This is a genomic window from Streptomyces lunaelactis (genome assembly GCF_003054555.1).
In the GTDB taxonomy this organism is placed as follows: domain Bacteria; phylum Actinomycetota; class Actinomycetes; order Streptomycetales; family Streptomycetaceae; genus Streptomyces; species Streptomyces lunaelactis.
The window spans coordinates 6420097-6444202 of sequence record NZ_CP026304.1; the positions used below are offsets into that span (position 1 = coordinate 6420097).

20 protein-coding genes, 2 pseudogenes and 1 riboswitch are annotated in these 24106 nt (G+C 69.3%); of the genes and pseudogenes, 17 read left to right on the forward strand and 5 right to left on the reverse strand.

What is annotated here, in order from left to right:
- The first annotated feature begins 16 nt into the window (after positions 1-16).
- From SLUN_RS29595 to SLUN_RS29605, 3 genes are all read left to right on the forward strand, one after another.
- Positions 17-1384: a M16 family metallopeptidase gene (locus SLUN_RS29595; protein WP_108155003.1), complete on the forward strand. Its 1368-nt coding sequence runs from the start codon at positions 17-19 to the stop codon at positions 1382-1384.
- Positions 1385-1598: 214 nt separating this feature from the next.
- A riboswitch (cyclic di-AMP (ydaO/yuaA leader) is annotated at positions 1599-1758 on the forward strand.
- A 13-nt stretch (positions 1759-1771) separates the two neighbouring features.
- Complete coding sequence (locus tag SLUN_RS29600) at positions 1772-2542, forward strand: M23 family metallopeptidase (RefSeq protein ID WP_108153028.1); 771 nt, start codon at positions 1772-1774, stop codon at positions 2540-2542.
- Between the two features lie 200 nt (positions 2543-2742).
- A complete protein-coding gene (locus SLUN_RS29605) occupies positions 2743-3420 on the forward strand; it encodes a GntR family transcriptional regulator (RefSeq protein ID WP_108153029.1) in 678 nt (225 codons plus the stop codon).
- Between the two features lie 150 nt (positions 3421-3570).
- Here SLUN_RS29605 and SLUN_RS29610 read toward each other — a convergent pair whose 3' ends face one another.
- Positions 3571-3852, reverse strand: coding sequence for an HPr family phosphocarrier protein (locus SLUN_RS29610; RefSeq protein ID WP_108155004.1), 282 nt, complete (start codon positions 3850-3852; stop codon positions 3571-3573).
- 161 nt (positions 3853-4013) lie between these two features.
- Here SLUN_RS29610 and SLUN_RS29615 point away from each other — a divergent pair, with 161 nt between their 5' ends.
- The 4 genes from SLUN_RS29615 to SLUN_RS29630 all read left to right on the forward strand — a co-directional run bounded on the left by SLUN_RS29615 (position 4014) and on the right by SLUN_RS29630 (position 9578).
- On the forward strand, positions 4014-6908 hold the full coding sequence (locus tag SLUN_RS29615; protein ID WP_108153030.1) for a bifunctional acetate--CoA ligase family protein/GNAT family N-acetyltransferase: 2895 nt from the start codon (positions 4014-4016) through the stop codon (positions 6906-6908).
- Positions 6909-6946: 38 nt separating this feature from the next.
- Positions 6947-7531: a DUF5998 family protein gene (locus tag SLUN_RS29620; RefSeq protein WP_108153031.1), complete on the forward strand. Its 585-nt coding sequence runs from the start codon at positions 6947-6949 to the stop codon at positions 7529-7531.
- The gene (locus tag SLUN_RS29625) at positions 7531-8724 is read left to right on the forward strand and encodes an alkaline phosphatase family protein (protein ID WP_108153032.1); all 1194 of its coding nucleotides are present in this window, start codon (positions 7531-7533) and stop codon (positions 8722-8724) included. Before SLUN_RS29620 ends, SLUN_RS29625 begins: the two co-directional genes overlap by 1 nt.
- Positions 8725-8927: 203 nt before the next feature.
- A complete protein-coding gene (locus tag SLUN_RS29630) occupies positions 8928-9578 on the forward strand; it encodes a thymidine kinase (protein ID WP_108153033.1) in 651 nt (216 codons plus the stop codon).
- Positions 9579-9829: 251 nt separating this feature from the next.
- On the opposite strand, the gene SLUN_RS29635 is transcribed toward SLUN_RS29630, so the two are convergent.
- Entirely contained in the window at positions 9830-10504 is a 675-nt protein-coding gene (locus SLUN_RS29635; RefSeq protein ID WP_108153034.1) for a response regulator, read from the reverse strand.
- Positions 10501-12144, reverse strand: a complete 1644-nt coding sequence (locus SLUN_RS29640) for a sensor histidine kinase (RefSeq protein ID WP_108153035.1) — start codon at positions 12142-12144, stop codon at positions 10501-10503. The genes SLUN_RS29635 and SLUN_RS29640 overlap by 4 nt, the downstream gene beginning before the upstream one ends.
- 97 nt (positions 12145-12241) lie before the next feature.
- Between SLUN_RS29640 and SLUN_RS29645 the strand changes: the two genes are divergently transcribed.
- The 6 genes and pseudogenes from SLUN_RS29645 to SLUN_RS29670 form a co-directional block, all read left to right on the forward strand.
- Entirely contained in the window at positions 12242-13243 is a 1002-nt protein-coding gene (locus SLUN_RS29645) for a Bug family tripartite tricarboxylate transporter substrate binding protein (protein ID WP_108153036.1), read from the forward strand.
- Positions 13240-13773, forward strand: coding sequence for a tripartite tricarboxylate transporter TctB family protein (locus SLUN_RS29650; RefSeq protein WP_108153037.1), 534 nt, complete (start codon positions 13240-13242; stop codon positions 13771-13773). Before SLUN_RS29645 ends, SLUN_RS29650 begins: the two co-directional genes overlap by 4 nt.
- Complete coding sequence (locus SLUN_RS29655) at positions 13773-15272, forward strand: tripartite tricarboxylate transporter permease (RefSeq protein ID WP_108153038.1); 1500 nt, start codon at positions 13773-13775, stop codon at positions 15270-15272. Before SLUN_RS29650 ends, SLUN_RS29655 begins: the two co-directional genes overlap by 1 nt.
- Positions 15273-15283: 11 nt before the next feature.
- Positions 15284-15679, forward strand: coding sequence for a universal stress protein (locus SLUN_RS29660; RefSeq protein WP_108153039.1), 396 nt, complete (start codon positions 15284-15286; stop codon positions 15677-15679).
- Between the two features lie 81 nt (positions 15680-15760).
- A complete protein-coding gene (locus SLUN_RS29665) occupies positions 15761-16888 on the forward strand; it encodes a DUF475 domain-containing protein (RefSeq protein ID WP_108153040.1) in 1128 nt (375 codons plus the stop codon).
- A gap of 317 nt (positions 16889-17205) precedes the next feature.
- Positions 17206-17814 (forward strand): annotated as a pseudogene (locus SLUN_RS29670) (thymidine kinase); the annotation flags it as partial.
- Between the two features lie 39 nt (positions 17815-17853).
- Here the strand turns inward: SLUN_RS29670 and SLUN_RS29675 are convergent.
- The gene (locus tag SLUN_RS29675) at positions 17854-18798 is read right to left on the reverse strand and encodes an AraC family transcriptional regulator (RefSeq protein ID WP_108155005.1); all 945 of its coding nucleotides are present in this window, start codon (positions 18796-18798) and stop codon (positions 17854-17856) included.
- A gap of 112 nt (positions 18799-18910) precedes the next feature.
- Here SLUN_RS29675 and SLUN_RS29680 point away from each other — a divergent pair, with 112 nt between their 5' ends.
- From SLUN_RS29680 to SLUN_RS29690, 3 genes are all read left to right on the forward strand, one after another.
- A complete protein-coding gene (locus SLUN_RS29680) occupies positions 18911-19753 on the forward strand; it encodes an NmrA family NAD(P)-binding protein (protein WP_108153041.1) in 843 nt (280 codons plus the stop codon).
- Between the two features lie 8 nt (positions 19754-19761).
- A complete protein-coding gene (locus SLUN_RS29685; RefSeq protein WP_257153812.1) occupies positions 19762-20202 on the forward strand; it encodes a nuclear transport factor 2 family protein in 441 nt (146 codons plus the stop codon).
- A 224-nt stretch (positions 20203-20426) separates the two neighbouring features.
- Positions 20427-21188, forward strand: coding sequence for an alpha/beta fold hydrolase (locus SLUN_RS29690; RefSeq protein WP_108153043.1), 762 nt, complete (start codon positions 20427-20429; stop codon positions 21186-21188).
- 35 nt (positions 21189-21223) lie between these two features.
- Here the strand turns inward: SLUN_RS29690 and SLUN_RS29695 are convergent.
- Positions 21224-21795: pseudogene (locus tag SLUN_RS29695) on the reverse strand (transposase); the annotation flags it as partial.
- 370 nt (positions 21796-22165) lie between these two features.
- Between SLUN_RS29695 and lgoX the strand changes: the two are divergent.
- The gene (gene lgoX / locus SLUN_RS29700) at positions 22166-24103 is read left to right on the forward strand and encodes an L-glutamate oxidase LgoX (protein WP_108153044.1); all 1938 of its coding nucleotides are present in this window, start codon (positions 22166-22168) and stop codon (positions 24101-24103) included.
- The last annotated feature ends 3 nt before the right edge of the window (positions 24104-24106 follow it).

The window sequence follows — 24106 nt, forward strand, 5'->3', positions numbered from 1 at the left end:
CGACGCTGCCGTGACCATGCAGTTCCACCCGCAGCCGACGGCCGGAGAAGCCCGCCCCTGGGCGTTCCCGGCCCCCGGGCGCGGCACGCTGGACAACGGCCTGACCGTGCTGCGCTGCCACCGCCCGGGTCAGCAGGTGGTGGCCGTCGAGATCTCCCTCGACGCCCCGCTGGACGCCGAGCCGGACGGCCTGGACGGCGTCGCCACGATCATGGCGCGCGCCCTGTCGGAGGGCACCGACAAGCACACGGCCGAGGAGTTCGCCGCCGAGCTGGAGCGCTGCGGCGCCACGCTCGACTCGCACGCCGACCACCCCGGTGTCCGCGCGTCGCTCGAGGTCCCGGTCTCCCGGCTGCCCAAGGCGCTCGGCCTGCTCGCCGAGGCGCTGCGCGCCCCTGCCTTCGCGGACAACGAGATCGAGCGGCTCGTACGCAACCGCCTGGACGAGATTCCGCACGAGACGGCCAACCCGTCCCGCCGTGCCGCCAAGCAGCTCTCCAAGGAGCTCTTCCCGGCAACGCTGCGTATGTCGCGCCCCCGCCAGGGCACGGAGGAGACCGTCGCCCGGATCGACTCCGCGGCCGTACGGGCCTTCTACGAGGCGCATGTCCGGCCCGCCACCGCCACCGCGGTGATCGTCGGCGACCTCACCGGCGTCGATGTGGACGCGGTGCTCGCCGACACCCTCGGCACCTGGACGGGCAACAGCGCGTCGCCCCGTCCCGTACCGGCGATCACCGCCGACGACACCGGCCGTGTGGTGATCGTGGACCGCCCCGGCGCGGTCCAGACGCAGCTGCTGATCGGCCGCATCGGCCCGGACCGCCACGACCGTGTGTGGCCGGCCCAGGTGCTCGGCGCGTACTGCCTGGGCGGCACCCTCACCTCCCGTCTCGACCGCGTCCTGCGCGAGGAGAAGGGCTACACCTACGGCGTGCGGGCCTTCGGCCAGGTGCTGCGCTCCGCGCCCGACGGGTCGGGCGCCGCGATGCTCGCCATCAGCGGCTCCGTGGACACCCCCAACACCGGCCCGGCGCTCGACGACCTCTGGAAGGTGCTGCGCACGCTCGCGGCGGAGGGGCTCACCGACGCCGAGCGCGATGTCGCCGTGCAGAACCTGGTGGGCGTCGCCCCGCTGAAGTACGAGACGGCCGCGTCCGTCGCGGGCACGCTCGCCGACCAGGTCGAGCAGTTCCTCCCGGACGACTACCAGGCGCAGTTGTACGTACGCCTGGCCGAGACGGGCACCGTGGAGGCGACGGCCGCGGCCGTCAGCGCCTTCCCGGTGGACCGTCTGGTCACCGTGCTCGTCGGCGATGCTTCGAAGATCGAGGAGCCGGTCAGGGCGCTGGGCATCGGTGAAGTGACTGTTGTCACAGGCTGATTGAGTACGTCCGGCAAACAATTCCGGACGCGCAAGCGGAACCCCGGCATCCAGAGCGTTGCCGGGGTTCCGCCTTTTGTCCGTTTTATTGGAGAGGTTGCCTGTCTGCCCTGTGGCGTGCGCTACAAAAGGGGCTGTCTGTTTGGTGATTGAAAGATGAGCCGCCTAGCGTCGGTGCGGCTGTCCGCCAGTAGCCCGCCGCATCCGCGGCATCGGACAGCCATCGCCGAGTCCCCGTCAGGCGCGAGCCTGGGGAGCCGGGGACCCACTCAGTCCCTGGGGTGAATCGGGCGCCTTCGCACCTGGAGGGGCCCGTAGGAGACCTTCCTGCTCCGAACCCGTCAGCTAACCCGGTAGGCGAGAAGGAAGGAAAGGATCAGCCACTTCATGGCGTTCACCCGTGCCACCGGGAAGCACCGTGCCCCGGGCCGAATGACGCGCAAGAAGGCGAACTTCGCCGGCGTCGCGGCTCTCGCCACCACTGGCGTCATCGGAACCCTCGCTTCCCCGGCGCTCGCTGCCGAGACCGGCGCGACCACCGTGGAGGACACCGGCCTGACCCAGATCGTGGCCGCCGACTCCCTCGCCGACCAGATCGCCGACCAGGCCGCCGCCCAGAAGCAGGAGGCCGCTGAGGCCGCCGCCAAGGCGAAGGCCGAGGCCGAGGCGAAGCGCAAGGCGGAAGCCCGCGCCAAGGAGGCCCGCGAGGCCAAGGAGCGCGCCGCCCGTGAGGCCGAGCGCAAGCGCCTGAACTCCTTCGTGTCGCCGATCAGCGGCAGTTACGTCTCCACCGGCTACCAGGCCGGCGGCGCCGTCTGGTCCTCCGGCAGCCACACCGGCATCGACTTCCACGCCGCGTCCGGCACGTCCGTGCACGCGGTGGGCCTGGGCACCGTCGTCGAGGCCGGCTGGGGCGGCGCGTACGGCAACAACGTCGTGATCAAGATGAACGACGGCTCGTACACGCAGTACGGCCACCTCTCGTCCATCAGCGTCTCGGTCGGCCAGAGCGTGACCCCGGGTCAGCGGATCGGCCTCTCCGGCGCGACCGGCAACACCAGCGGGCCGCACCTCCACTTCGAGGCCAGGACCAGCCCCGAGTACGGCTCCGACATCAACCCGCTCGCGTACCTGCGCGCGCACGGCGTGAACGTCTGAGCGCAGCTCCGCGGAACTGCTCACCGAAGGCCCCGGCACCCCCCGCCGGGGCCTTCGGTGTTTGCCGCGCACCTGGACCCCTGGCCAAAAGATATCCATGGATTCCGGTGGGCCATCGGAAAATCCGGCCCACTGCAATAGAGTCACCGGACAGACGTCAATCGGCTGCGTTTCGCGCGGATTAAAGCGGAGGTTCGGTCATGCGCATTCCCGCGCACTCGGTATGCACGGCGATCCGCGACGACATCGTCTCCGGTGTATTCGAGCGCGGCAGCCGGCTCACCGAGGAGCAGCTGGCCCGCCGCTACGGCGTCTCCCGCGTCCCGGTGCGCGAAGCCCTTCGCACCCTGGAGTCCGAGGGCTTCGTCACCACTCGCCGGCACGCCGGCGCTTGCGTCGCCGAGCCCACCGAGCGGGAGGCCGCCGACCTCCTGGAGATCCGGATGCTGCTGGAGCCCATGGGCGCGGCGCGTGCCGCCCAGCGTCGTACCGACGCACACCTCAAAGTGCTGCGTGGCCTGGTCAGACTGGGTCAGGAGCGGGCCCGCCGCGGCCAGGGCGAGGATCTGCGGTCACTGGGCGGATGGTTCCACGAGACGCTCGCCCAGGCCTCCGGCAGCCCCGCGCTGATCGCCCTGCTCACCCAGCTGCGGCACAAGATCGCCTGGATGTACGCCGTCGAGCAGCCGGCCAAGCCCATGGAGTCCTGGGCCGAGCACGGCGCGATCGTGGACGCCGTGGCGCGCGGCGACGTGGAGAGGGCGCGGGCGCTGACGGCCCTGCACACCGAACGGGCCACCGCCGCGCACCGGCTGCGCCGCCCCGAGCGCGTGAGGACTTCGCAACATCCCGTAAACACCGCGAGCGTCCAGCATTAACAGTGGCGCCGTATACAAAGGAAAGATATCCGCGGGACTTCTTTTCTGCTGCCCGAAATTGAATGGCACCGGGACCCGGAAAAGAACGAAGCCGTGGTGCCCCGAATTCGGGACGCCACGGCTTCGTGATGGGTCATTCGGCAGTCCGGCTCAGACGGTCTCGGGGAGCTCCTCGAGACCCTCGGCGACCAGCTTGGCCAGACGGTCCAGGGCGGCGTCGGCGCCGTCCGCCTCGGAGGCGAGCACGATCTCCTCGCCACCCTGGGCACCCAGGCCGAGCACCGCGAGCATGGAGGCGGCGTTGACCGGGTTGCCCTCCGCCTTGGCGATCGTCATGGGGACGCCGGCGGCCGTGGCGGCACGGACGAAGATGGAAGCGGGGCGGGCGTGCAGGCCCTCGGCCCAGCCGACATTGACGCGGCGCTCAGCCATGGTGTTGCCCTTCAAGTCTTAGCGGGTTGTCTAGACCAGTCTCTCATGCGTTGCCGCGTGCTCATAGCGACCCCGGGCCCCGGAACGCCGCCGATCGGCCTCCTCAGACTGCCCCGCGGCAACCTCCTCCGCGACCGGTGCGTGAGCCGTACGCTTTCCCCATGCAGACCTCGTCGGATCACGCTTACCCCGACCACTGGGAAGCGGACGTGGTGCTGCGCGACGGTGCCACCGCGCACATCAGGCCCATCACCACCGACGACGCCGAACGCCTGGTCAGCTTCTACGAGCAGGTCTCCGACGAGTCGAAGTACTACCGCTTCTTCGCGCCCTATCCCAGGCTCTCCGACAAGGACGTCCACCGGTTCACCCATCACGACTATGTGGACCGGGTGGGTCTGGCTGTCACCGTGGGCGGCGAGTTCATCGCCACCGTCCGCTACGACCGGATCAACGCCGATGGCCGGCCCGCCACCGCCCCCGCCGACGAGGCCGAGGTCGCCTTCCTCGTCCAGGACGCCCACCAGGGGCGCGGCGTCGCCTCCGCCCTGCTCGAGCACATCGCCGAGGTCGCCCGCGAGCGCGGCATCCGGCGCTTCGCCGCCGAGGTGCTGCCCGCCAACAACAAGATGATCAAGGTGTTCCGGGATGCCCGCTACACCCAGAAGCGCAGCTTCGAGGACGGCTCCGTCCATCTGACCCTCGACCTTGAACCGACCGCCGAGTCCCTCGCGGTCCAGCGCGGCCGCGAACAGCGCGCGGAGGCCCGCTCGGTGCAACGCCTCCTCGCACCCGGGTCGGTCGCCGTCATCGGCACCGGCCGCGCGACCGGCGGCGTGGGCCGCACCGCCCTGCGCAACCTCCTCAACGCCGGATTCACCGGTCGCACATACGCCGTGAACACCGCCTTCCCCGAGGACCTGACCGAGGTGGACGGCGTCCCGGCCCACCGCTCCGTCGGCGAGATCGGGGAGACCGTCGATCTCGCGGTCGTCGCCGTTCCGGCCGAACGGGTGCCCGAGGTCGTCGCCGACTGCGGCGAGCACGGCGTCCAGGGCCTGGTCGTCCTCACCGCGGGATACGCCGAAAGCGGGGCCGCCGGACTGGAGCTCCAGCGCGAACTGGTGCGGCTGGCCCGCTCGTACGGCATGCGCGTCATCGGTCCCAATTCCTTCGGCATCATCAGCACTTCGGACACCGTCCGCCTCAATGCCTCGCTGGCCCCCGAGGCCCCTGCCCCAGGCCGCATCGGCCTCTTCACCCAGTCCGGCGCGATCGGCATCGCCCTCCTCTCGGGGCTGCACAGGCGTGGCGCGGGGCTGTCCTCCTTCATCTCCTCGGGCAACCGCGCGGATGTGTCCGGCAACGACTTTCTGCAGTACTGGTACGAGGACCCGGACACCGATGTGGTCCTGCTCTACCTGGAATCGATCGGCAACCCCCGCAAGTTCACCCGGCTCGCCCGGCGTACGGCCGCGGTGAAGCCGGTCGTCGTGGTCAAGGGCGCCCGGCACAGCGGAAGCGCGCCGCCCGGACACGCTGTCCCGGTGACCCGGATCCCGGACGCCACGGTCGGCGCGCTGCTCCGTCAGGCGGGCGTGATCCGCGTCGACACCGTCACCGAACTCGTCGACGCGGGCCTGCTCCTCGCCGGCCAGCCGCTGCCGGCGGGGCCGCGGGTCGCGATCCTCGGCAACTCCGAGTCGCTCGGCCTCCTCACGTACGACGCCTGCCTCGCCGAGGGCCTGCGCCCGCTCCGGCCCCGGGACCTCACGACGGCGGCCACGCCCGCGGACTTCCGCGCCGCCCTGGCCGAGGCCCTGCTGGACAAGTCCTGCGACGCGGTCGTGGTTACGGCCATCCCGTGGGTGGGGGAGAACGGCGTCACGGAGTCGGGCGACGGCGAGGTGCTGGCGGCAGCCCTGCGCGCGGCGGCGACGACTGCCCCGGCCAAGCCGGTGGCGGTGGTCCATGTGGAGATCGGCGGCCTGGCCGAGGCCCTGGCGGCCGCCTCCAGTACGCGCACGGGCCCGGCCCCGAAGGCGGACGATCCCGAGGACGACACCAGGGGAGTCCCGGATGCCGCCGCCCGGCCCCGCCACCCCACCCGCCCACCGGCGCCGAGCACGGCCGGTGTGTCCGCGGCCGTCCGCTACGCGGCCCCGGCTCCCGCGAGCGCCCCGCACGCCGCCCGTATCCCCGCCTACCCGGCCGCCGAGCGGGCCGTCCGTGCTCTGTCCGAGGCCGTGAAGTACGCCCAGTGGCGCCGGGAGGCCGCCGAGCCCGGCAAGGTGCCCGAGTACGAGGACATCGACGAGGTGGGCGCCGCCGCCCGGATCGAGAGCCTGCTCGGAGGGATCTCGGACCGTGGCGGCACCCTCGACCCGGCCGCCGCCCGCGAGCTGCTCGGCCGGTACGGCATCTGTGTACGCCCGACCCACCCCGCACCCGGCCCCGACGCCGCCGTGGCGGCAGCAGATCGCCTCGGCTACCCCGTCGCCCTCAAGACCACCGCCCCGCACCTGCGCCACCGCGCCGACCTCGGCGGCGTACGGCTGGATCTGGCCAATGAGGAGCAACTGCGGCAGGCCTACCGAGAGTTGACCGACGCCTTCGGCAAGCCAGCGGAGCTGCAGCCGGTCGTCCAGGCGATGGCCCCACGCGGCGTGGACACCGTCGTACGCGCGGCCATCGACCCCGCCGTCGGCGCCGTGCTCTCCTTCGGGCTGGCCGGAGCCGCCTCCGAGCTGCTCGGCGACACCGCCCACCGGCTCGTCCCCGCCACCGACCGGGACGCCGCCGAGCTCATCAGAAGCATCCGGACGGCCCCGCTCCTCTTCGGCTGGCGCGGCTCCGCGCCCGTCGACACCCCGGCTCTCGAGGAGCTGCTGCTGCGGGTGTCACGACTGGTCGACGACCATCCCGAAGTGGTCGCGATCAGCCTCGAACCGGTCGTTGTCGCTCAGCGTGGTCTGTCCGTGCTCGGCGCGTCCGTACGGCTCGCGCCGCCGCCCGCCCGCACCGACCTCGGCCCCCGCCGACTCCCCAGCTACTGAGCGCTCAGCGCCCCCCGGGGCCCCGTAGGATGGACCCCATGGCGAAGACCGGTACGACGACCCAGGGGCTGCGCGCGGCGATCGAGCGAAGCGGCTATTACCCGGCCCTCGTGGCCGAGGCGGTGGAGGCCGCTGTCGGTGGCGAGCAGATCGCGTCGTTCCTGGTGCACCAGGAGACCACCTTCGACGCGAACGAGGTGCGTCGCCATGTCACCGTCCTCGTCCTGACGGCCAACCGCTTCATCGTCAGCCACACCGACGAGCAGGCCGCCGACACCAGCTCCCCGACGCCGTACGCCACCACCTCCACCGAATCGGTCAAGCTCGGCCGTATCTCGTCGGTCGTGGTCAGCCGCGTCGTCGCCAACCCCGAGTCGTACACCCCGGGCACCCTGCCCCGCGAGGTCGTCCTCACCATCGGCTGGGGCGCCGTCGCCCGTCTCGACCTGGAGCCCGCCGCCTGCGGCGACCCCAACTGCGAGGCCGATCACGGCTACACCGGCAACTCCACCGCGGACGATCTGAGCCTGCGCGTCAGCGAGGCCGGCGACGGCCCGGACGCGGTCCGCCAGACCCTCGTCTTCGCCCAGTCGCTCTCCGAAGCCACGGCAGCCACGCGCTGATGGCCCAGCACGCCCCCTGGCCGGACGACCCCGTTCCCCTCGCGCTCGACACCGCACCCGTCCCCGAGTACGGCACCGGATCGCTCGCCGATCTGCTGCCGACGCTCGCCGCGGGCCAGGGCGTACCGGGCCTGGCCCAGCAGATCCCCGAGCTCACCCCCGCCGACCGGAACTGCGTCTTCCTGATCGACGGCCTCGGCTGGGAGCAGATCAAGAACCACCCGGACGAGGCGCCGTACCTCACCTCGCTGCTCGCCACCTCGCGCGGCGGCACGGGCCGGCCCATCACAGCCGGTTTCCCCGCCACCACCGCCACCTCGCTCGCCTCCGTCGGTACCGGCCTGCCGCCCGGCGCGCACGGCCTGCCCGGCTACACCGCGCGCAACCCGGAGACCGGCGAGCTGATGAACCAGCTGCGCTGGAAGCCGTGGACGCAGCCGCGCGTCTGGCAGCCGTACCCCACGGTCTTCCAGCTCGCCGACGAGGCGGGCGTGCACACCGCGCAGGTGTCCTCGCCGACCTTCCAGCACACCCCGCTCACCAAGATCGCGCTCAGCGGCGGCAGCTTCCTCGGCCGGCTCTCCGGCGAGGAGCGGATGGACCTGGCGGCCGAGCAACTGGCCGCGGGGGACCGGTCGCTGGTCTACACGTACTACAGCGACGTGGACGGCAAGGGCCACCGCTTCGGTGTCGACTCCGACGCCTGGCGCGGCCAGCTGATGTATGCCGACCGGCTGGCACAGCGGCTCGCCGAGCAGCTCCCGCCCCGCGCCACCCTGTATGTCACCGCCGACCACGGCATGATCGACATCCCCTTCGACGAGCAGTCGCGCATCGACTTCGACGAGGACTGGGAGCTGCGTGCCGGAGTCGCCCTGCTGGGCGGTGAGGGCCGCGCCCGCCACATCTACGCCGTCCCGGGCGCCGAGGCGGATGTGCTCACCGTCTGGCGCGAGGTGCTCGGCGAGCAGTTCTGGGTGGCGAGCCGCGACGAGGCGATCGCGGCCGGCTGGTTCGGCCCGACGGTCGACGAGCGGGTGTACGGACGAATCGGCGACGTCGTCGCCGCGGCCCACGACGACGTGGTGATCACCGCCTCCGTCAATGAGCCGCACGAGTCGGCGATGGTCGGGATGCACGGCTCCATGACCCCCGTCGAGCAGCTCGTCCCGCTCCTCGAAGTACGCTCCTAGGGGGTGTCTTTCGGATCTTGCCGGGCTCGCGTGCCCCGGCACGGCACCTCGTTGCGTGGTCGTCAGTCGCCGACGCTCCGCGTCGGCTCCTTCCTCCGCCTTGCGATGCACCACGCCAGACCCCGCTCACTGATCCGGCCTGATCCAAAAGACACCCCCTGACCGCCTCCCCTCACGCAGACTCGAAAGGTCCTCAACTCCCCATGCCCGAGCTGGTGTTCTTCTCCGGAACGATGGACTGCGGAAAGAGCACTTTGGCGCTCCAGATCGGACACAACCGTTCGGCCCGCGGGCTCCAGGGCGTGATCTTCACCCGTGACGACCGGGCGGGCGAGGGCAAACTGTCGTCCCGGCTGGGCCTGGTGACGGAGGCGGTCGAGGCCACCGAGGGCATGGACCTGTACGCGTACCTCGTCGACCAGCTCTCCAGGGGCGGCAAGGTCGATTACGTCATCGTCGATGAGGCGCAGTTCCTCGCCCCTGAGCAGATTGACCAACTGGCCCGGGTCGTCGACGACCTGGGACTGGACGTCTACGCCTTTGGTATCACGACGGACTTCCGCACCAAGCTCTTCCCCGGCTCCCAGCGGCTGATCGAGCTCGCAGACCGGATCGAGCACCTCCAGGTCGAGGCGCTGTGCTGGTGCGGCGCCCGTGCCACCCACAACGCTCGTACGGTGGGCGGTGAGATGGTCGTCGAAGGCGAACAGGTCGTGGTCGGCGACGTGAACCGCCCGGCCGAGGAGGTCGGCTACGAGGTTCTGTGCCGCCGCCACCACCGCCGCCGCATGACCAGTGCCTCGGCCCACGCCGGCGCCCTCTCCCCGGACGTCCTGCCGGTCAACCACGCCTGACCGTCCTCCTCTATGCCCGTCCCCGTGGTCGTTTCTGGGAAGGCGCAGCACACGCCACCCGCGCCGTCCTCACCGGGATCCGCTGATGGCTCTCCGGCCGCAGGGATACCGCCCGCACCCCACCAACATCACCAACAGAGTCACGGCCTTGCCGCTGGGCTCACGTCGCGTTGCGCACATTGCTCCCCATGCCTTCGCTGCTGTGAGTGGGGAGGGGCCGGCTCCATGGCGGCGGGAGCGGCAGAGCGAACTCAGGCGCGCCAACCGTAGCGTCGCTCGGGTCTGCCGGCGGCTCCGTACCGCAGGGACACCTCGGCGTTGCCGGTGTCGTGGAAGTGTTCGAGGTAACGGCGTGCGCTGACCCGGGATATGCCGGTCCGGGCCGCGCACTCGGCGGCGGACAGCGTTCCGTCGGTACCGCGCAGTGTGCGTTCGATCAGCTCTGCGGTCTCCACGCTCATGCCCTTCGGCAGCGAGACGCTCGGTGCCGCCAAGGTGGTCCCGGTCAGTACCCGGTCCACGTCGGCCTGGCCTCTGACGACCGTGGTGAGCAGGCTGTTGCGCTTGGCGGCATACCGCTCGAGGCGATGGCGCAGGTCTTCGAACTCGAACGGCTTCAGCAGGTAATTGACCACCCCCTGGCGGACGGCGTTGCGGACCGCGTCGGCCTCGCGCGCGGCGCTGATCACCATGACGTCGCAGTCGTGCCCGGCGGTCCGAAGACGCGAAATGACGTCCAGGCCGAACATGTCCGGGAGATAGAGGTCGAGCAGGACCAGGTCGGGGCGCAGCTCGCCGACGGCCGCGATGGCCTGTTCGCCGGTGTTCGCCGTGCCGACGACGCGGAAGGGCTCAACACGGTCGACGAAGGCGCGGTGCACCCTTGCCACCATGAAGTCGTCGTCAACAATCAGTACGTCGATCATCGGGCCCCTTCCGGTACCGCGTCGGCCGGGTGACCGACCGACATCCGAGCGGTGAACATGGCACCCTCGGGTGTGTTTGTCACTGCGATCTCGCCGCCGCGGCGCTCACAGACGAGCCGGGTGAGCGCCAGCCCGATGCCGCGCTCTCCCTCCTGGGCGGCCTTCGTGGTGAAGCCGTGCGAGAACACTTCTTGGGCGAGTTCGGGCGCGATGCCAGGGCCGGAGTCGCGTACCACGATCTCCAGGCTGGACGCGTCCTGCCGCAATTCGATCTCCACCCAGGCGTCTTGACCGTCGTCGCCCGGCGCGGCGGCGTCGACGGCGTTGTCGACGAGGTTGCCGATCACCGTCGCCACGTCGGCTGAATCTTCCGGCGCCAGCCGGTCGAGCGCCGTGCGCTCCGAAACGCGCAGCGCGACCTTCCGTTCGGCTGCGAGCGAGGACTTCGCCATCAGAAGGGCGCCGACGGTGGTGTCGCGGACCCGCCTGCTCAGTGTCATGTCCAGTGACTGGCGGTGCCGGCTCAGCGCGCGGACGTACCGCACCACCTCGTCGTTCTCGCCGATCTGGACCAGCCCGGAGATCGTGTGCAGCTGGTTGGCGAACTCGTGGGCCTGGGCGCGCAGCAGTTCGGCGGAGCTCCGGAACGATCCGATCTCGCGTTCCAGCTGGGCCAGCTCGGTCCGGTCCCGCAAGGTCGTGACAGAGCCGAGCCGGCGGCCGTCCTTGGTGATGGTCATCCGGTTCATCACCAGCACCCGGCCCCGGCGTATGACGACTTCGTCGCGCCGCTCGGCCGTGCCGCCGGGGGATCCGGCGAGTACGTCGAGCAGTCGGCCCTCGATCCGGAGGTCGGCCAGGCTCATCCCCACACAGTGCTCAGGCAGATCGAGCAACCGCCTGCCGACCTCGTTCACCAGGGTGAGCCGCAACTGCGGGTCAAGGGCGATCACGCCCTCCGCGATCCCGTACAGCATTGCCTCGCGGTGCTCGGCGAGCCCCGCGATCTCGCGTGGCTCGAGACCGAGGGTCTGGCGTTTGGTACGCCGCGCCAGCAGCCACGACCCGATCAGGCCGAGCCCGCTCGCGATGCCGAGGTAGGCGAGCAGATACGACGACGCGCCACTCAGCCGCTGCCAGATCGTCGGTGACGCCGCACCGATCATCACCGTGCCGAGATGCCGGCCGGAGTCGGGCTGAGCCGCTCCGATCACCGGGACCTGGGCCACCAGCTCCTGGGCACCGTCCAGGACCAGCTCGCCCGACCAGCCGCGGGCCTCGGCGACGCCGGGGCCGAGCGACAAGCGGGTACCGACCACCGTGGGATTCGTAGAGCTGACGATCTTGCCGTTGCTGTCGGCGACCGTCACGGAGGTGACGCCGGACTGGGTCAGCGTGGCTTGGACGAGCGGGGCGAGCGTCTCTCGCGGCGCCGGCCGGACGAGCTGGCTGGGCACCAGGGGGTTGCCGGCCAGCTGCTCGGCCAGCGCGGTGACCCGGCGTCCCTCGACCCGGTTGAAGGTCGCTTCCGACTGGGCCAGTGAGACCGCGGCGACCGCCAGCAGCACCACGACGACGATGGCGAGCTGGAGTACCAACAGCTCGCCCGCGAGGGTGTGGCGGCGAAATCTTACGACCACAATTAACTCAATCTTCAATGCTGACACAACACAGACGTGGTGTCTGCCGAGTCGCACAATCATGGCGTCCGACTGCCGGAAGTGAAAGAGACAAGCCATGAGAACTCGCAGAGCTGCTGTCGTCAGTGCCCTGGCCGCCATGTCCATGCTCGCCGTCGGTGCCTGCGGCGCCACCGCGGAGAAGAAGGGGACGGGCAACAGCGACGAGCCCGTCACCGGCCTGAGGATCATGGTCCCCAACACCCCGGGCGGCGGGTACGACACCACGGCGCGGACCGCGGCCAAGGTGATGGAGGACACCAAGATCGCGTCCGGTGTTCAGGTGTTCAACCTTCCGGGCGCCGGCGGCACGGTCGGTCTGCAGCGCACCGTGAACGAAAAGGGCAACGGCAAGCTCGCCATGCAGATGGGGCTGGGAGTCGTCGGTGCGTCGTACGCCTCGAAGTCGAAGGCGACGCTCTCGGACACCACGCCGATCGCCAAGCTGATGGAGGAGGCGGGCGCGATCGTCGTGCCCAAGAACTCTCCGTACAAGACGATCGACGATCTCGTCACCGCCTGGAAAAAGAACCCCAAGGGCATCGCGGTCGGCGGCGGCTCGTCGCCCGGCGGACCGGACCACCTGCTGCCGATGCAGCTCGCCAAGGCGGTCGGCATCGAGCCGAAGGAAGTCAACTACATCGGCTACGACGGCGGTGGTGAGCTGCTTCCTGCGATCCTCGGCAACAAGATCGCTTTCGGTGCCAGCGGTTTCGGTGAGTTCCTCGACCAGATCGAGGCCGGTCAGGTGCGGGTGCTCGCGGTGACCAGCGAGAAGCCGGTCCAAGCCCTCAAGGATGCCCCGACGCTGAAGTCCTCGGGTATCGACTTGGTCTTCACCAACTGGCGCGGAATCGTCGCCCCGCCCGGCATCAGCGACGCAGACAAGAAGGTCTGGGTCGACTCTCTGACCGCGATGCACGACTCCAAGGAGTGGAAGGCCGAGCTGACCAAGCACGGCTGGACCGACGCGTTCACGGCAGGCGACGAGTTCGCCACCTACCTGACGGAACAGGACAAGGCCGTCGCCGACATCCTCACAGAGCTCGGCCTGGCATGAGCCTGGACGTCAACGAGCGGAACGACTCGGGTTCCCGCCAGTCTGAGGGCGGGGACCGCGCACAGTACGGTGTGTGCGCGTTCCTCGCCCTGCTGGGCGTGCTGGTGATCGTCGACGCCACCGGGATCGCGCACTCGACGAGCAGCACCGACCCGATCGGGCCGCGCACGGTACCGATGCTCCTCGGCGTCCTGCTCCTTGTGATCGCCCTGGTGTACGTCGTCGATGTCGCGCGGGGCGGCCGCGCCGAACCGGAGTCCGGCGAGGACGTTGACCTGACGAATGCGATCGACTGGCGCACCGTGCTGCTGCTGATCGGCGCGTTCGTCGTCAACGCGGTGCTGATCGAACCCCTCGGCTGGGTGATCAGCGGGGCCCTCCTGTTCTGGGGAACGGCCTTCGCCCTGGGCAACCGGCACTACGTGCGCAACCTGGCGATCGCGGTGTCGCTGTCGCTGATCACCTTCTACGCCTTCGCGATCGGGCTCGGTGTCAATCTCCCGGCCGGTGTGCTGCAAGGAATCCTGTAATGGACAACCTGAATCATCTGCTCGAGGGGTTCGCGCACGTCGCCACCCCGATGAACCTTCTGCTGGCGTTGATCGGCGTCACGATCGGCACGGCGGTCGGGGTCCTGCCCGGCATCGGTCCGGCCATGACCGTGGCCCTGCTACTGCCGGTGACCTACGGAATGGAGCCGACCCAGGCATTCATCATGTTCGCCGGCATCTTCTACGGAGGCATGTACGGCGGGTCGACCACCTCTATCCTGCTGAACACGCCCGGCGAGTCGTCCTCGGTCGTCACGGCCATCGAGGGTAACAAGATGGCCAAGACCGGCCGGGCGGCGCAGGCGCTCGCCACCGCGGCGATTGGATCCTTCGTCGCCGGAACGATCGGCACCCTGCTGCTGGTGTTCGTCGCCCCGCTCGTGGTGGAGTTCGCGGTGAGCCTCGGCGCACCGGACTACTTCGCGCTCATGCTGCTGTCCTTCGTCGCGGTCACCGCGGTACTCGGCTCGTCGCGTATCCGCGGTTTCGCTTCGCTGCTCGTCGGCCTGGTGATCGGCATCGTCGGAATCGACTCGGTCTCCGGGCAGCAGCGGCTCACCTTCGGCGTCCCCCAGCTCGCCGACGGCATTGATGTGGTGGTGGTCGCCGTCGGTATCTTCGCTGTCGGCGAGGCCCTCTGGGTGGCGGCACATCTGCGGCGCAAGCCCGCGGGGGTGATCCCCGTCGGCGTGCCGTGGATGGGCCGGGAGGACTGGAAACGGTCCTGGAAGCCATGGCTGCGCGGCGCCGCGTTCGGCTTCCCCTTCGGGGCCATGCCGGCCGGTGGCGCGGAGATCCCGACGTTCCTGTCGTACGCCACAGAGAAAAAGCTGACCAAGCACCCCGAGCAGTTCGGCAAGGGAGCAATCGAGGGAGTCGCCGGCCCCGAGGCGGCCAACAACGCGTCCGCGGCGGGCACCCTGGTGCCGATGCTCGCCATCGGGCTGCCGACGAACGCGACCGCCGCGGTGATGCTCGCGGCATTCCAGTCGTACGGCATCCAGCCCGGCCCTCTGCTGTTCGAGCGCGAATCGGGGCTTGTCTGGGCGCTGATCGCCAGCCTGTTCATCGGCAATCTGTTGTTGCTCCTGCTGAATCTGCCGCTTGCGCCGGCCTGGGCCAGGCTGCTGCGGATACCGCGCCCCTATCTGTACGCGGGGATTGTGTTCTTCGCGTCGATGGGCGCCTACGCGGTCAACGCACAGCCTCTGGACCTGTTCCTCCTGCTGACGCTCGGGCTGATCGGTTTCGCCATGCGGCGATTCGGGCTGCCGGTGCTGCCGCTGATCATCGGCGTCATCCTCGGCCCCCGCGCGGAACTGCAGGGCCGGCGGTCGCTTCAGCTGTCGGGCGGCGAACTGTCCGGTCTGCTGGGCGGACCGGTGTCCTATGTGATTTACACGGTGATCGTGCTCGTACTGGCCTGGCCGCTGGTCCGCCGCTACATCGCACGTCCACTCGTCGAGCGACGGGCCTGAAAGGGGCAGTCATGACGGTACTGGTTGGATATGTGCCCTCGCCGGAAGGAGAGGCGGCCCTGCGCGCGGGAGTCGACGAGGCCCGCACCCGAGGCGAGACCCTGCTGGTGATGAACACCTCGCGAGGCGACGCGTATGTCGACCGCGGTTTCGCCCAGCAAAAAGACCTCGACCATGTCCGACGGGACCTGACCGAGCTGGGCGTCGACTTCGACATACGCCAGGTGGTCGGCGGGCGCGATGCCGCCGAGGAAATCCTCGACCTGGCGGCGTCGTCCGAAGTCTCTCTGGTGGTGATCGGGTTGAGGCACCGCAGTGCGGTCGGCAAGCTCCTCATGGGCTCTTCGGCGCAGCGGATCCTCCTGGATTCGCCATGCCCGGTCCTCGCGGTGAAAGCAGATTCCTGACATTCCGTCGCCTCAGAGTGCGTCATGGCCAACCATGCGCGAGTTCGTCAGCGCGCCCCGTACTTACACGATTGGGTACCAGTGGTTCTGAAAACCTTCGGCTGGTCGTTCGCGGTCACCGCGCTCGGTCTGGTCGCAGCGGTGCTCTTCGGCGGGTGGACGGCGTTCGGGGTCGTCCTGATCCTGTCCATCCTCGAGATCTCGCTGTCCTTCGACAATGCGGTGGTCAACGCCGGAATCCTGAAGAAGATGAGTGCCTTCTGGCAGAAGATCTTCCTCACGATCGGCGTGCTCATCGCCGTGTTCGGTATGCGACTGGTCTTCCCTGTCGTGATCGTCGCCGTCAGCGCCAGTATGGGCCCGGTGGAGGCCGTCGACCTGGCGTTCAACGAGCCCGAGCGCTATGAGCAGTTGGTCACCGACGCGCACCCGTCGATCGCGGCGTTCGGCGGTATGTTCCTGCTGATGATCTTCTTCGACTTCATCTTCGAGGACCGTGACATCAAGTGGCTGGGCTGGCTGGAGCGCCCGCTGGCCAAGCTCGGCAAGGTCGACATGCTGTCGGTCTGCCTCGCCCTGATCGTCCTGCTCGTCAGCTCGATGACCTTCGCGGTCAACGCCCACCAGCACGCCGGGCACGCGGACAAGGCCCAGACGGTGCTGGTCTCCGGTATCGCCGGTCTGATCACGTATCTGGTCGTGGGCGGGCTCTCCGGCTTCTTCGAGAACAGGCTCGAGGAGTCCGAGGAGCGCGAGCACGAGGCCGAGGAGGAGGCCAAGAAGGCCGGCAAGCCCGCCTCGGCCGCGGTGATGGTGGGCAAGGCCGCGTTCTTCATGTTCCTCTACCTCGAGGTCCTGGACGCGTCCTTCTCCTTCGACGGTGTCATCGGCGCCTTCGCCATCACCAACGACATCGTGCTGATGGCGCTCGGCCTCGGCATCGGCGCGATGTACGTCCGTTCGCTCACGGTCTACCTGGTCCGCCAGGGCACCCTGGACGACTACGTCTACCTGGAGCACGGCGCGCACTACGCGATCGGCGCGCTCGCCGTGATCCTGCTCGTCACCATCCAGTACCAGATCAGCGAGATCATCACCGGCCTGGTCGGCGTGATCCTGATCGCCTGGTCGTTCTGGTCCTCGCTGCGCCGCAACAAGGCGCTCGCCGCGGAGGAGAACGCGCCGGAGGAAGCTCTCACCGGGGTGTGACCCGGCGGGGATTGATGGGCGTCGATTGGTGCTTCCCGCGCGGTCGGCCCTGAGCGTGACTGGTGGCGGTGTTCTTCCGGCGTGGACGGTCACCGCCGAAGTAGCCGCTGAGCGTGGGTACCGCTCGCGACCGTCATGACAGGCCTTCCGGCGGCGGAAAGGTGCGTTCGAGGATGGCCCCGCTGGGGGCGCCGAGAGCGGTCGACCGGGCTGTCGGCGCCTCAAGGGCGGCGACGTACAACACGCCATGAGCGGCACCCACACTCACTCGAAGATCATTTACGGGACATGTCCTTTGAGATGGTGGATGCCCAAGCAAAAGGACCCTCGCTCTTCAGATCGAGCACAACCGGTCCACCCGGGGGCTCCAGGGCATGATCTTCACGCGCGACGACCGTGCGGGCGAGGGCAAGCTCTCCTCCCGGCTCGGCCTGGTCACCGACGCGGTCGAGGCCGCGGAGGGCTTCGATTTCTACGCGTACCTCGTCGCCCATCTCTCCAAGGGCGGCCGCTGCGACTATGTCATCGCCGATGAGGCGCAGTTCCTCGCGCCCGAGCAGGTCGACCAGCTCGCCCGGGTCGTCGACGACCTGGACCTGGACGTCTTCGCCTTCGGGATCACCACCGACTTCCGCTCCAGGCTCTTCCCCGGCTCGCAGCGGCTCGTCGAGCTCGCCGACCGGGTCGAGGTGCTGCAGGTCGAGGCGCTGTGCTGGTGCGGGGCGCGGGCCACGCACAACGCCCGTACCGTCGGCGGGGCGATGGTCGTCGAGGGTGCCCAGGTCGTGGTCGGTGACGTCAACCGGTCGGCGGACGAGATCGGCTACGAGGTGCTGTGCCGACGTCATCATCAACGCAGAATGACCAGCGCGGCAGTGCATGCGGGCGCACTGTCGTCGGACGTTCTGCCAGTCGCATCTGATTGACCACGGCCCATCTGGAAGGCTGGCTGAGGAGTGCGGGCGTCAGCGGAGGTGGATGCGGTCGTCGGCTACCGGACTGCTGGTGCGGGTCAACTCCCGTTGCCGCCATACTCCGGGCGGCTCTCCGTGATGGCGCCGGAAGGCTGCGGCGAACGCGTAGGGCGAGCCGTAGCCGATGACGTTGGCGATTTTCGCAAGGCCCAGCTCGCCGTTGCGCAGGTAGTCGCGGGCCAAGGTCATTCGCCAATCCGTCAGGTATTGCATCGGGGTCTGGCCGAGCGCGTCTCGGAAGGTTCGTGCGAAGGCCGCCCGGGACAGTCCGCCGATCTCGGCGAGCTCCGGGACCGACCAAGGGTGCCCGGCATCCTCGTGTATGGCTTGCAACGCTGCGTTCAGCCGGGGATCCGCCGACGCCCGGTACCAGCGAGGTGCGGTGGTGCTCTGACGGAAACTGGTACGGATGGCAAGAACCAGAAGTATGTCGAGGAGCCGGTCCAGCACAGTGGGCTGACCTGGCTCAGGGGAAGCCAGCTCGCGGGACAGCAGGCCAATGACGTCGCGCAGGGGATCGCCGACGGCTGCCGAGAGTGGCAGCACCTGGGGCAGCGCATCGAGCAGGCCGCTGCCGATGTCCCCCGAAAGCCGGTAGGCGCCGCACAGGAACACTGTGGCCTGTGGGTCGTCCGAGCGTCCGTCGCGCCCGTGATGGGCCCGGAACTCCTCCGGTTCGAGGCAGTCGGCACCGGGTTCATGGCCGATGTAGTGATCGGGGCCCCCGCGGACAAGCGTCACGTCGCCCGGCGAGAGCTCCATCGGGCTCTGAGAGTCGTCGTCGAACCACAGCCACCCCCGCCCCCGTACGACAGCGTGCACCGCGAGCTGGATAGAGCCCCCCAGCCGCAACCCCCAGGGGGGCGTGGCCACCGTTCGAGCGAAAACAGCGCCCGAAGCGCGCGCTCTCGCGATGTGGTCGTACAGCAGATCCATGCGCCAAGCATTGAGCAGGACAATCACAGCAGTCAATTCTGTGAGCGTTTGAAACAAAGAACTGAGAGGATCACGCATTGATTCGATCGAAATTGGGTCTCACCATGGAGTCATGACCGATTCACAGCAGACGACACTTGTGCTCGGTGGTACCGGACGAACCGGATCGCTGGTGGCGCGGAAACTCATCGAGCGGGGCCTGAATGCGCGTACGGCCTCGCGCCACGGCGCCGACGTGCTGTTCGACTGGGACGACCCGACTACACATGCCCGTGCCCTGGACGGCGTCGACCGCGTCTACCTCGTCACACCCGTCATGCGGGTCAAGTACGCCCGCCCGGTGTCCGACTTCCTCGATCTTGCCGCAGGAGCCGGGGTGCGGCACGTTACGTACCTCAGCGCCTACGGCAGCGACCAGGCACCACCGGAGGTCGACATCCGGGCCGTCGAGCTCGACCTCGCGCGCCGAGGAGCCTTCACACACTCCATCCTGCGTCCCGCATGGGTCATGCAGAACTTCAGTGACGAACACACGCCGGTCATCGAAGGCGCCATCACCGTACCGACCGGCGGCGGCGCGGAAGCCTTCGTCGATGCCGCGGACATCGCGGCGGTCGCGGTCGAGACGCTGGTCGACCCTGACGCCCATGCCGGCGCGCAGTACGCCCCGACCGGCCCTCAGTCGCTCACGGTCGGCGAGGTCGCCGACATCATCGCCGATGTGACCGGCGGACCCGTCACCCACAACGACATCGACCCTGACGCATGGATCGGCGGTGCGATCGCAGCCGGCCTCGTACCCGCCGACTACGCCGTGATGCTCCGCTGGCTGACGGGGACCATCATCTCCGGCAACGGTTCCCGGCCGAATGACGACATCGAGAAGGTCACGGGCAGGCCGCCGGTCACCTTCCAGGACTTCGCCCGGCGGAATGCTGCCGCATGGACCCTCTAGGCGTCCAAGTGACCACGCCCATCGCCGACTTCGACGACTTCGCGGCGCTGGACCCCTTCTTCCGAATCATCGAGGAAGGACTGGCAGGCTTCGTTGACGGACGGCACTTCTTCGATCTCCTGGCCGAAGACGTCATCTTCGACTACGTGATTTCCGTTCCCGGATACCCGCGACGGGTCGAGGGACGCCGGGCCGTGGCCGAGCTGTACCGCAGCTACGGCAGCAACATGCTCCTTCGGAGCGCGGACGAACTGGCCGTTCACCGGGATCATGAGGCGTCGGTGATCGTGCTCGAGTACGCGGTGCACGGGCAGGCAGTCCAAACCGGGCGGACCTACGACAACCACTTCGTCTCTGTGATCACCATCAAGGACCGCAAAGTCACGCACTGGCGGGACTACCTGGACCCCGTCGCAGTCTTCAACGCGATCGGATGGCCTGCACAGTAACGGTCGGCTCGCGGCGGCTCCGAGCTCGACGCTCTCGCCGATGAACACACCTGAGGATCGGGTCCTTGGATCCGGCGGCTTTGTTGTGGATCATCGCCGACCTCGGCTCCAGATGAGCATGGTTGCCAGTGCTGTGACCGGGAAGGTTCACCGGGTTGGCGGGTGGGTCGACGGTGGTGGTATTTGGGAGGCGTTTCAAGTACCTGCTGCGTAAGGTCTGTCGGATGACGATCTCCCATGACGTGGCCGGAAGCGGTCCTGCACTGGTGCTGCTGCATTCCGGGGTGTGTGACCGGCGGATGTGGGACGCGCAGGCGCCTGCCTTGATCGATGCCGGCTACCGGCTGGTGCGCTGCGACTTTCGGGGCTTCGGCCAGACTGCTGCGGCGGGTGGACCCCACAGCGACGCTGAGGATGTGCTGGAACTCCTGGACGCTCTCGGCATCGGCCAGGCGGCGCTGGTTGGAGCCTCGTACGGCGGGCAGGTCACCTTGGAAATCGCCGCCCGGTGGCCAGGCCGGGTGAGCGCGATGGTGCTGGTGTGTTCCGCGCTTCCCGGCCATGAGCCCGGTCCTGCACTTGAGGCTGTCGGTGAGCGTGAGGATGCGCTGCTTGAGGCTGGGGATATCGCCGGGGCGGTTGAGCTGATGGCTGATACCTGGCTGGGCCCGGACGCCGACGAGGCCGCTCGGGAGGCGGTGCACCTGATGCAGCGGCATGCCTTTGAGGTGCAACTCGCCGCCGAGGAGTTCGAGCCGATCGAGGCGGAGTTCGACCTGGGGACGATCGAAGCCCCTTGCCTCGCCCTGTCCGGTGGGCATGATCTGGCGGACTTCCGGCGGATCGCTGCCCGCCTGCCGGATCTGCTGTCGGACGCCCGCCACCTCGAACTGCCCTGGGCAGGTCATCTGCCCAGCTTGGAGCGGCCATCCGTCGTCACCGATCTGCTTCTCGGCTTCCTGCGCGAGAGGCTCCCTGCCCATTGAGTCTGCTCACGGCCTGTCGTGTCTTGCCGTGCGGGTGCTGGGCGGCCTCCCCAGCGGACGCCTTTCTCGCTGCGGATTCGGGCGCGTTCGCGTCGCTGGGCGGCCAGGATGTCGGGGTGTCGGGTGTTCTGGTTGCGCCAGCGCAGGTAGCGGTGCAACTCACGGGTCTGGACGGTGTGGTTGGGGTGGTGGGAGTTGGCCAGGGTGAACTCAGCGGACCGAAGTGCGCCTCGATCGGGTTCGCCCAGGACGCGTTCGTCGGCGTGAAGCACAGCTCGACCTTGTTCTGCGCGGCCCAGCGGCGGATGCGCCAGTTCTTGTGGGCGGACAGGTTGTCCAGAATCACGTAGATCGGAGCGCCGTCCGGACGCGCCGCACGGATGCTCTTGAGCGCGGCCCAGGTCGGGGCGATGCCTTTGCGGCGCCGGTTGACACCCCACAGGGTGTCGTCACCGACCGAGTAGCAGCCGTGGAAATAGGTGACTCCATGGGTGCGGTGAAAGGTCGCCGGCAACCGGTCGGGCCGGCCCTTGGGCGCCCAGCACGACCCGGCCGTGGGACGGATACCCAGAGGGCCGAACTCGTCGAAGGCGAAGGTGCGGTCGGGCCCTCGTCCCGGCGGCGCTCTCACCGCTGCTCGGCCGAGTCATCGCGTAGGCCGTCACCCGCGCCGCCACACGCGCGGACGCTCGGCCGCGAGGTGGGCGGGACCTCCTGAGGTACGTGCGCGCACAGCCGCCTGGCCGAGCCGGCCGGCTTCGATGGCCCGTCGGCGCCGTTGGTGACCTGTGAGATACCGCGGACCCGACCCTGACCCCGACCGCTCCCGCGCAGCGACCACCCGACCGGACCCAAGGCCGTCCGTTCGAAACCCAGTTCGTCAGTGAGGGACGGCGGGCGACGCACGTCCGGGTGGTACTTGCCCGCGCGGGCGCATTCTGGCCGTTCGGGCCCGGGCGGGCGGCAAGAGTTGGGTCATGATCATGGATCCCGATGCCAACTCCGGAACCCCCGCCGAGCCCGCACCGGCGCCCTCCCGCCGTACCGTCATCGCCGGCGCGGCCGCCGTCGCGGCCGCCGGCGGGCTGACGGTTGCCGTCACCTCCGCCGAGACCTCGCAGGCCGTCCCCGGCGCCGCGGTCGCCGACTGGGGCGCCTGCCTGACGATCGCCCGGGCCATCCTCGTACGGGACGACGAGGACCAGCCGCTCGTACCGCGCTACGCCGACATCCTCCTGAAGAACGGCCTGCCCCGCTCGCGCCGCCCCGGCAAGAAGGTGCTGATCGTCGGGGCCGGGCCGGCCGGCCTCACCGCCGCACACCTCCTGCGCGAGGCCGGCCATCAGGTCACCGTCATCGAGGCCAACGCCAACCGGGTGGGCGGCCGGATCAAGACCTTCCGCACCGGCGGCCACGAGAACGCCGCCCCGGCCTTCGCCGACCCGAAGCAGTACGCCGAGGCCGGCGCGATGCGCATCCCCGACAGCCACCCGCTGGTCACCGGACTGATGGACAGCCTCGGCCTCAAGCGCCGGCGCTTCCACCTGGTCGACGTGGACGGGGCCGGCCGCCCCGCCTACCGGACGTGGATCTACGTCAACGGCATCCGCGTCCGCCGTGCCGACTACGCGCGCGCCCCGCAGGCGCTCAATCGTTCCTTCGGAGTGCCGCAGGCGTACGAGTCCGTCCCCGCCTCGCAGATCGTCCGCGACGCCTTCGCCCCCGTACGCAAGGAGATCGAGGGCAAGAAGGACAAGGAACTCGTCGAGGGCTGGGCACGCGTCATCCAGCGCTACGGCCACATGTCGATGTATCGCTTCCTGACGGAGGAGGCCAAGCTCGACGAGCGGACCATCGACCTGATCGGAACCGTCGAGAACCTCACCTCCCGCCTGCACCTCGCCTTCGTACACAGTTTCATCGGCGCCTCGCTGATCAGCCCCGACACCGCCTTCTACGAACTGCCCGACGGCACCGCCACTCTGGCCGACGCGCTGTACGCGCGCGTCAAGGACCTCGTACGGCTCGACCGCCGCGCGACCCGCATCACCCACGGCGAGGGCAAGGTCACCGTCGAAACCGTGTCCGAGGGCCGGGGCGGCAGCCCCGTGCGGCGCGAGACCTTCACCGCCGACACCGCCATCATCACCGTCCCCTTCTCCGGGCTGCGCCACATCCCCATCACCCCGGCGCTCTCGTACGGCAAGCGGCGCGCGGTCACCGAGCTGCACTACGACGCCGCCACCAAGGTGCTGCTCGAATTCAGCCTCCGCTGGTGGGAGTTCGACGAGGCCGACTGGAAGCGCGAGCTCGAGGCCGTGCAGCCCGGCCTGTACCGGAAGTACCAGACCGGGCAGACCCCGGCGAACGGAACCCTGCTGGGCGCCCACTCCTCCGTACCCGAGGGCCACATCTCCGCAGGCCAGCGCTCCCACTACGCTGCCAGCCGCGTGGTCACCCGCGACCAGCCCGAGGCGGCCGGCGTCATCGGCGGCGGCTCGGCCACCGACAACCCCAACCGCTTCATGTTCCAGCCCTCCTACCCCGTCGAAGGCAGCGCCGGCGGCGTCATCCTCGCCTCCTACAGCTGGTCGGACGACGCCCTGAAGTGGGACTCCCTGGACGACGAGGAGCGCTACCCGCGCGCCCTCGCGGGCGTCCAAGAGGTGTTCGGACAGCGCATCGAGGTGTTCTACACCGGCGTCGGCCGCACCCAGTCCTGGATGCGCGACCCGTACGCCTACGGTGAGGCGTCCGTACTGCTGCCCGGCCAGCACACCGAGCTCTTCCCCCACGTCCGAAAGGCCGAGGGCAACCTGCACTTCGCCGGATGCCACACCTCCATCAAGCCCGCGTGGATCGAGGGAGCCCTGGAATCCGCGGTGCGGACCGCCTTGGAAGCGCACACGGCGTAGCGG

What these genes read in the sequence shown, in the direction of transcription:
- SLUN_RS29610 (WP_108155004.1), bottom strand. Translation starts at nt 3,852, where the DNA reads ATGGCTGAGCGCCGCGTCAATGTCGGCTGGGCCGAGGGCCTGCACGCC.
- SLUN_RS29630 (WP_108153033.1), top strand. Translation starts at nt 8,928, where the DNA reads ATGCCCGAGCTGGTGTTCTTCTCCGGAACGATGGACTGCGGAAAGAGC.
- SLUN_RS29600 (WP_108153028.1), top strand. Translation starts at nt 1,772, where the DNA reads ATGGCGTTCACCCGTGCCACCGGGAAGCACCGTGCCCCGGGCCGAATG.
- SLUN_RS29690 (WP_108153043.1), top strand. Translation starts at nt 20,427, where the DNA reads ATGACGATCTCCCATGACGTGGCCGGAAGCGGTCCTGCACTGGTGCTG.
- SLUN_RS29620 (WP_108153031.1), top strand. Translation starts at nt 6,947, where the DNA reads ATGGCGAAGACCGGTACGACGACCCAGGGGCTGCGCGCGGCGATCGAG.
- lgoX (WP_108153044.1), top strand. Translation starts at nt 22,166, where the DNA reads ATGATCATGGATCCCGATGCCAACTCCGGAACCCCCGCCGAGCCCGCA.
- SLUN_RS29660 (WP_108153039.1), top strand. Translation starts at nt 15,284, where the DNA reads ATGACGGTACTGGTTGGATATGTGCCCTCGCCGGAAGGAGAGGCGGCC.
- SLUN_RS29655 (WP_108153038.1), top strand. Translation starts at nt 13,773, where the DNA reads ATGGACAACCTGAATCATCTGCTCGAGGGGTTCGCGCACGTCGCCACC.
- SLUN_RS29595 (WP_108155003.1), top strand. Translation starts at nt 17, where the DNA reads ATGCAGTTCCACCCGCAGCCGACGGCCGGAGAAGCCCGCCCCTGGGCG.
- SLUN_RS29625 (WP_108153032.1), top strand. Translation starts at nt 7,531, where the DNA reads ATGGCCCAGCACGCCCCCTGGCCGGACGACCCCGTTCCCCTCGCGCTC.
- SLUN_RS29635 (WP_108153034.1), bottom strand. Translation starts at nt 10,504, where the DNA reads ATGATCGACGTACTGATTGTTGACGACGACTTCATGGTGGCAAGGGTG.
- SLUN_RS29605 (WP_108153029.1), top strand. Translation starts at nt 2,743, where the DNA reads ATGCGCATTCCCGCGCACTCGGTATGCACGGCGATCCGCGACGACATC.
- SLUN_RS29680 (WP_108153041.1), top strand. Translation starts at nt 18,911, where the DNA reads ATGACCGATTCACAGCAGACGACACTTGTGCTCGGTGGTACCGGACGA.
- SLUN_RS29675 (WP_108155005.1), bottom strand. Translation starts at nt 18,798, where the DNA reads ATGGATCTGCTGTACGACCACATCGCGAGAGCGCGCGCTTCGGGCGCT.
- SLUN_RS29615 (WP_108153030.1), top strand. Translation starts at nt 4,014, where the DNA reads ATGCAGACCTCGTCGGATCACGCTTACCCCGACCACTGGGAAGCGGAC.
- SLUN_RS29645 (WP_108153036.1), top strand. Translation starts at nt 12,242, where the DNA reads ATGAGAACTCGCAGAGCTGCTGTCGTCAGTGCCCTGGCCGCCATGTCC.
- SLUN_RS29650 (WP_108153037.1), top strand. Translation starts at nt 13,240, where the DNA reads ATGAGCCTGGACGTCAACGAGCGGAACGACTCGGGTTCCCGCCAGTCT.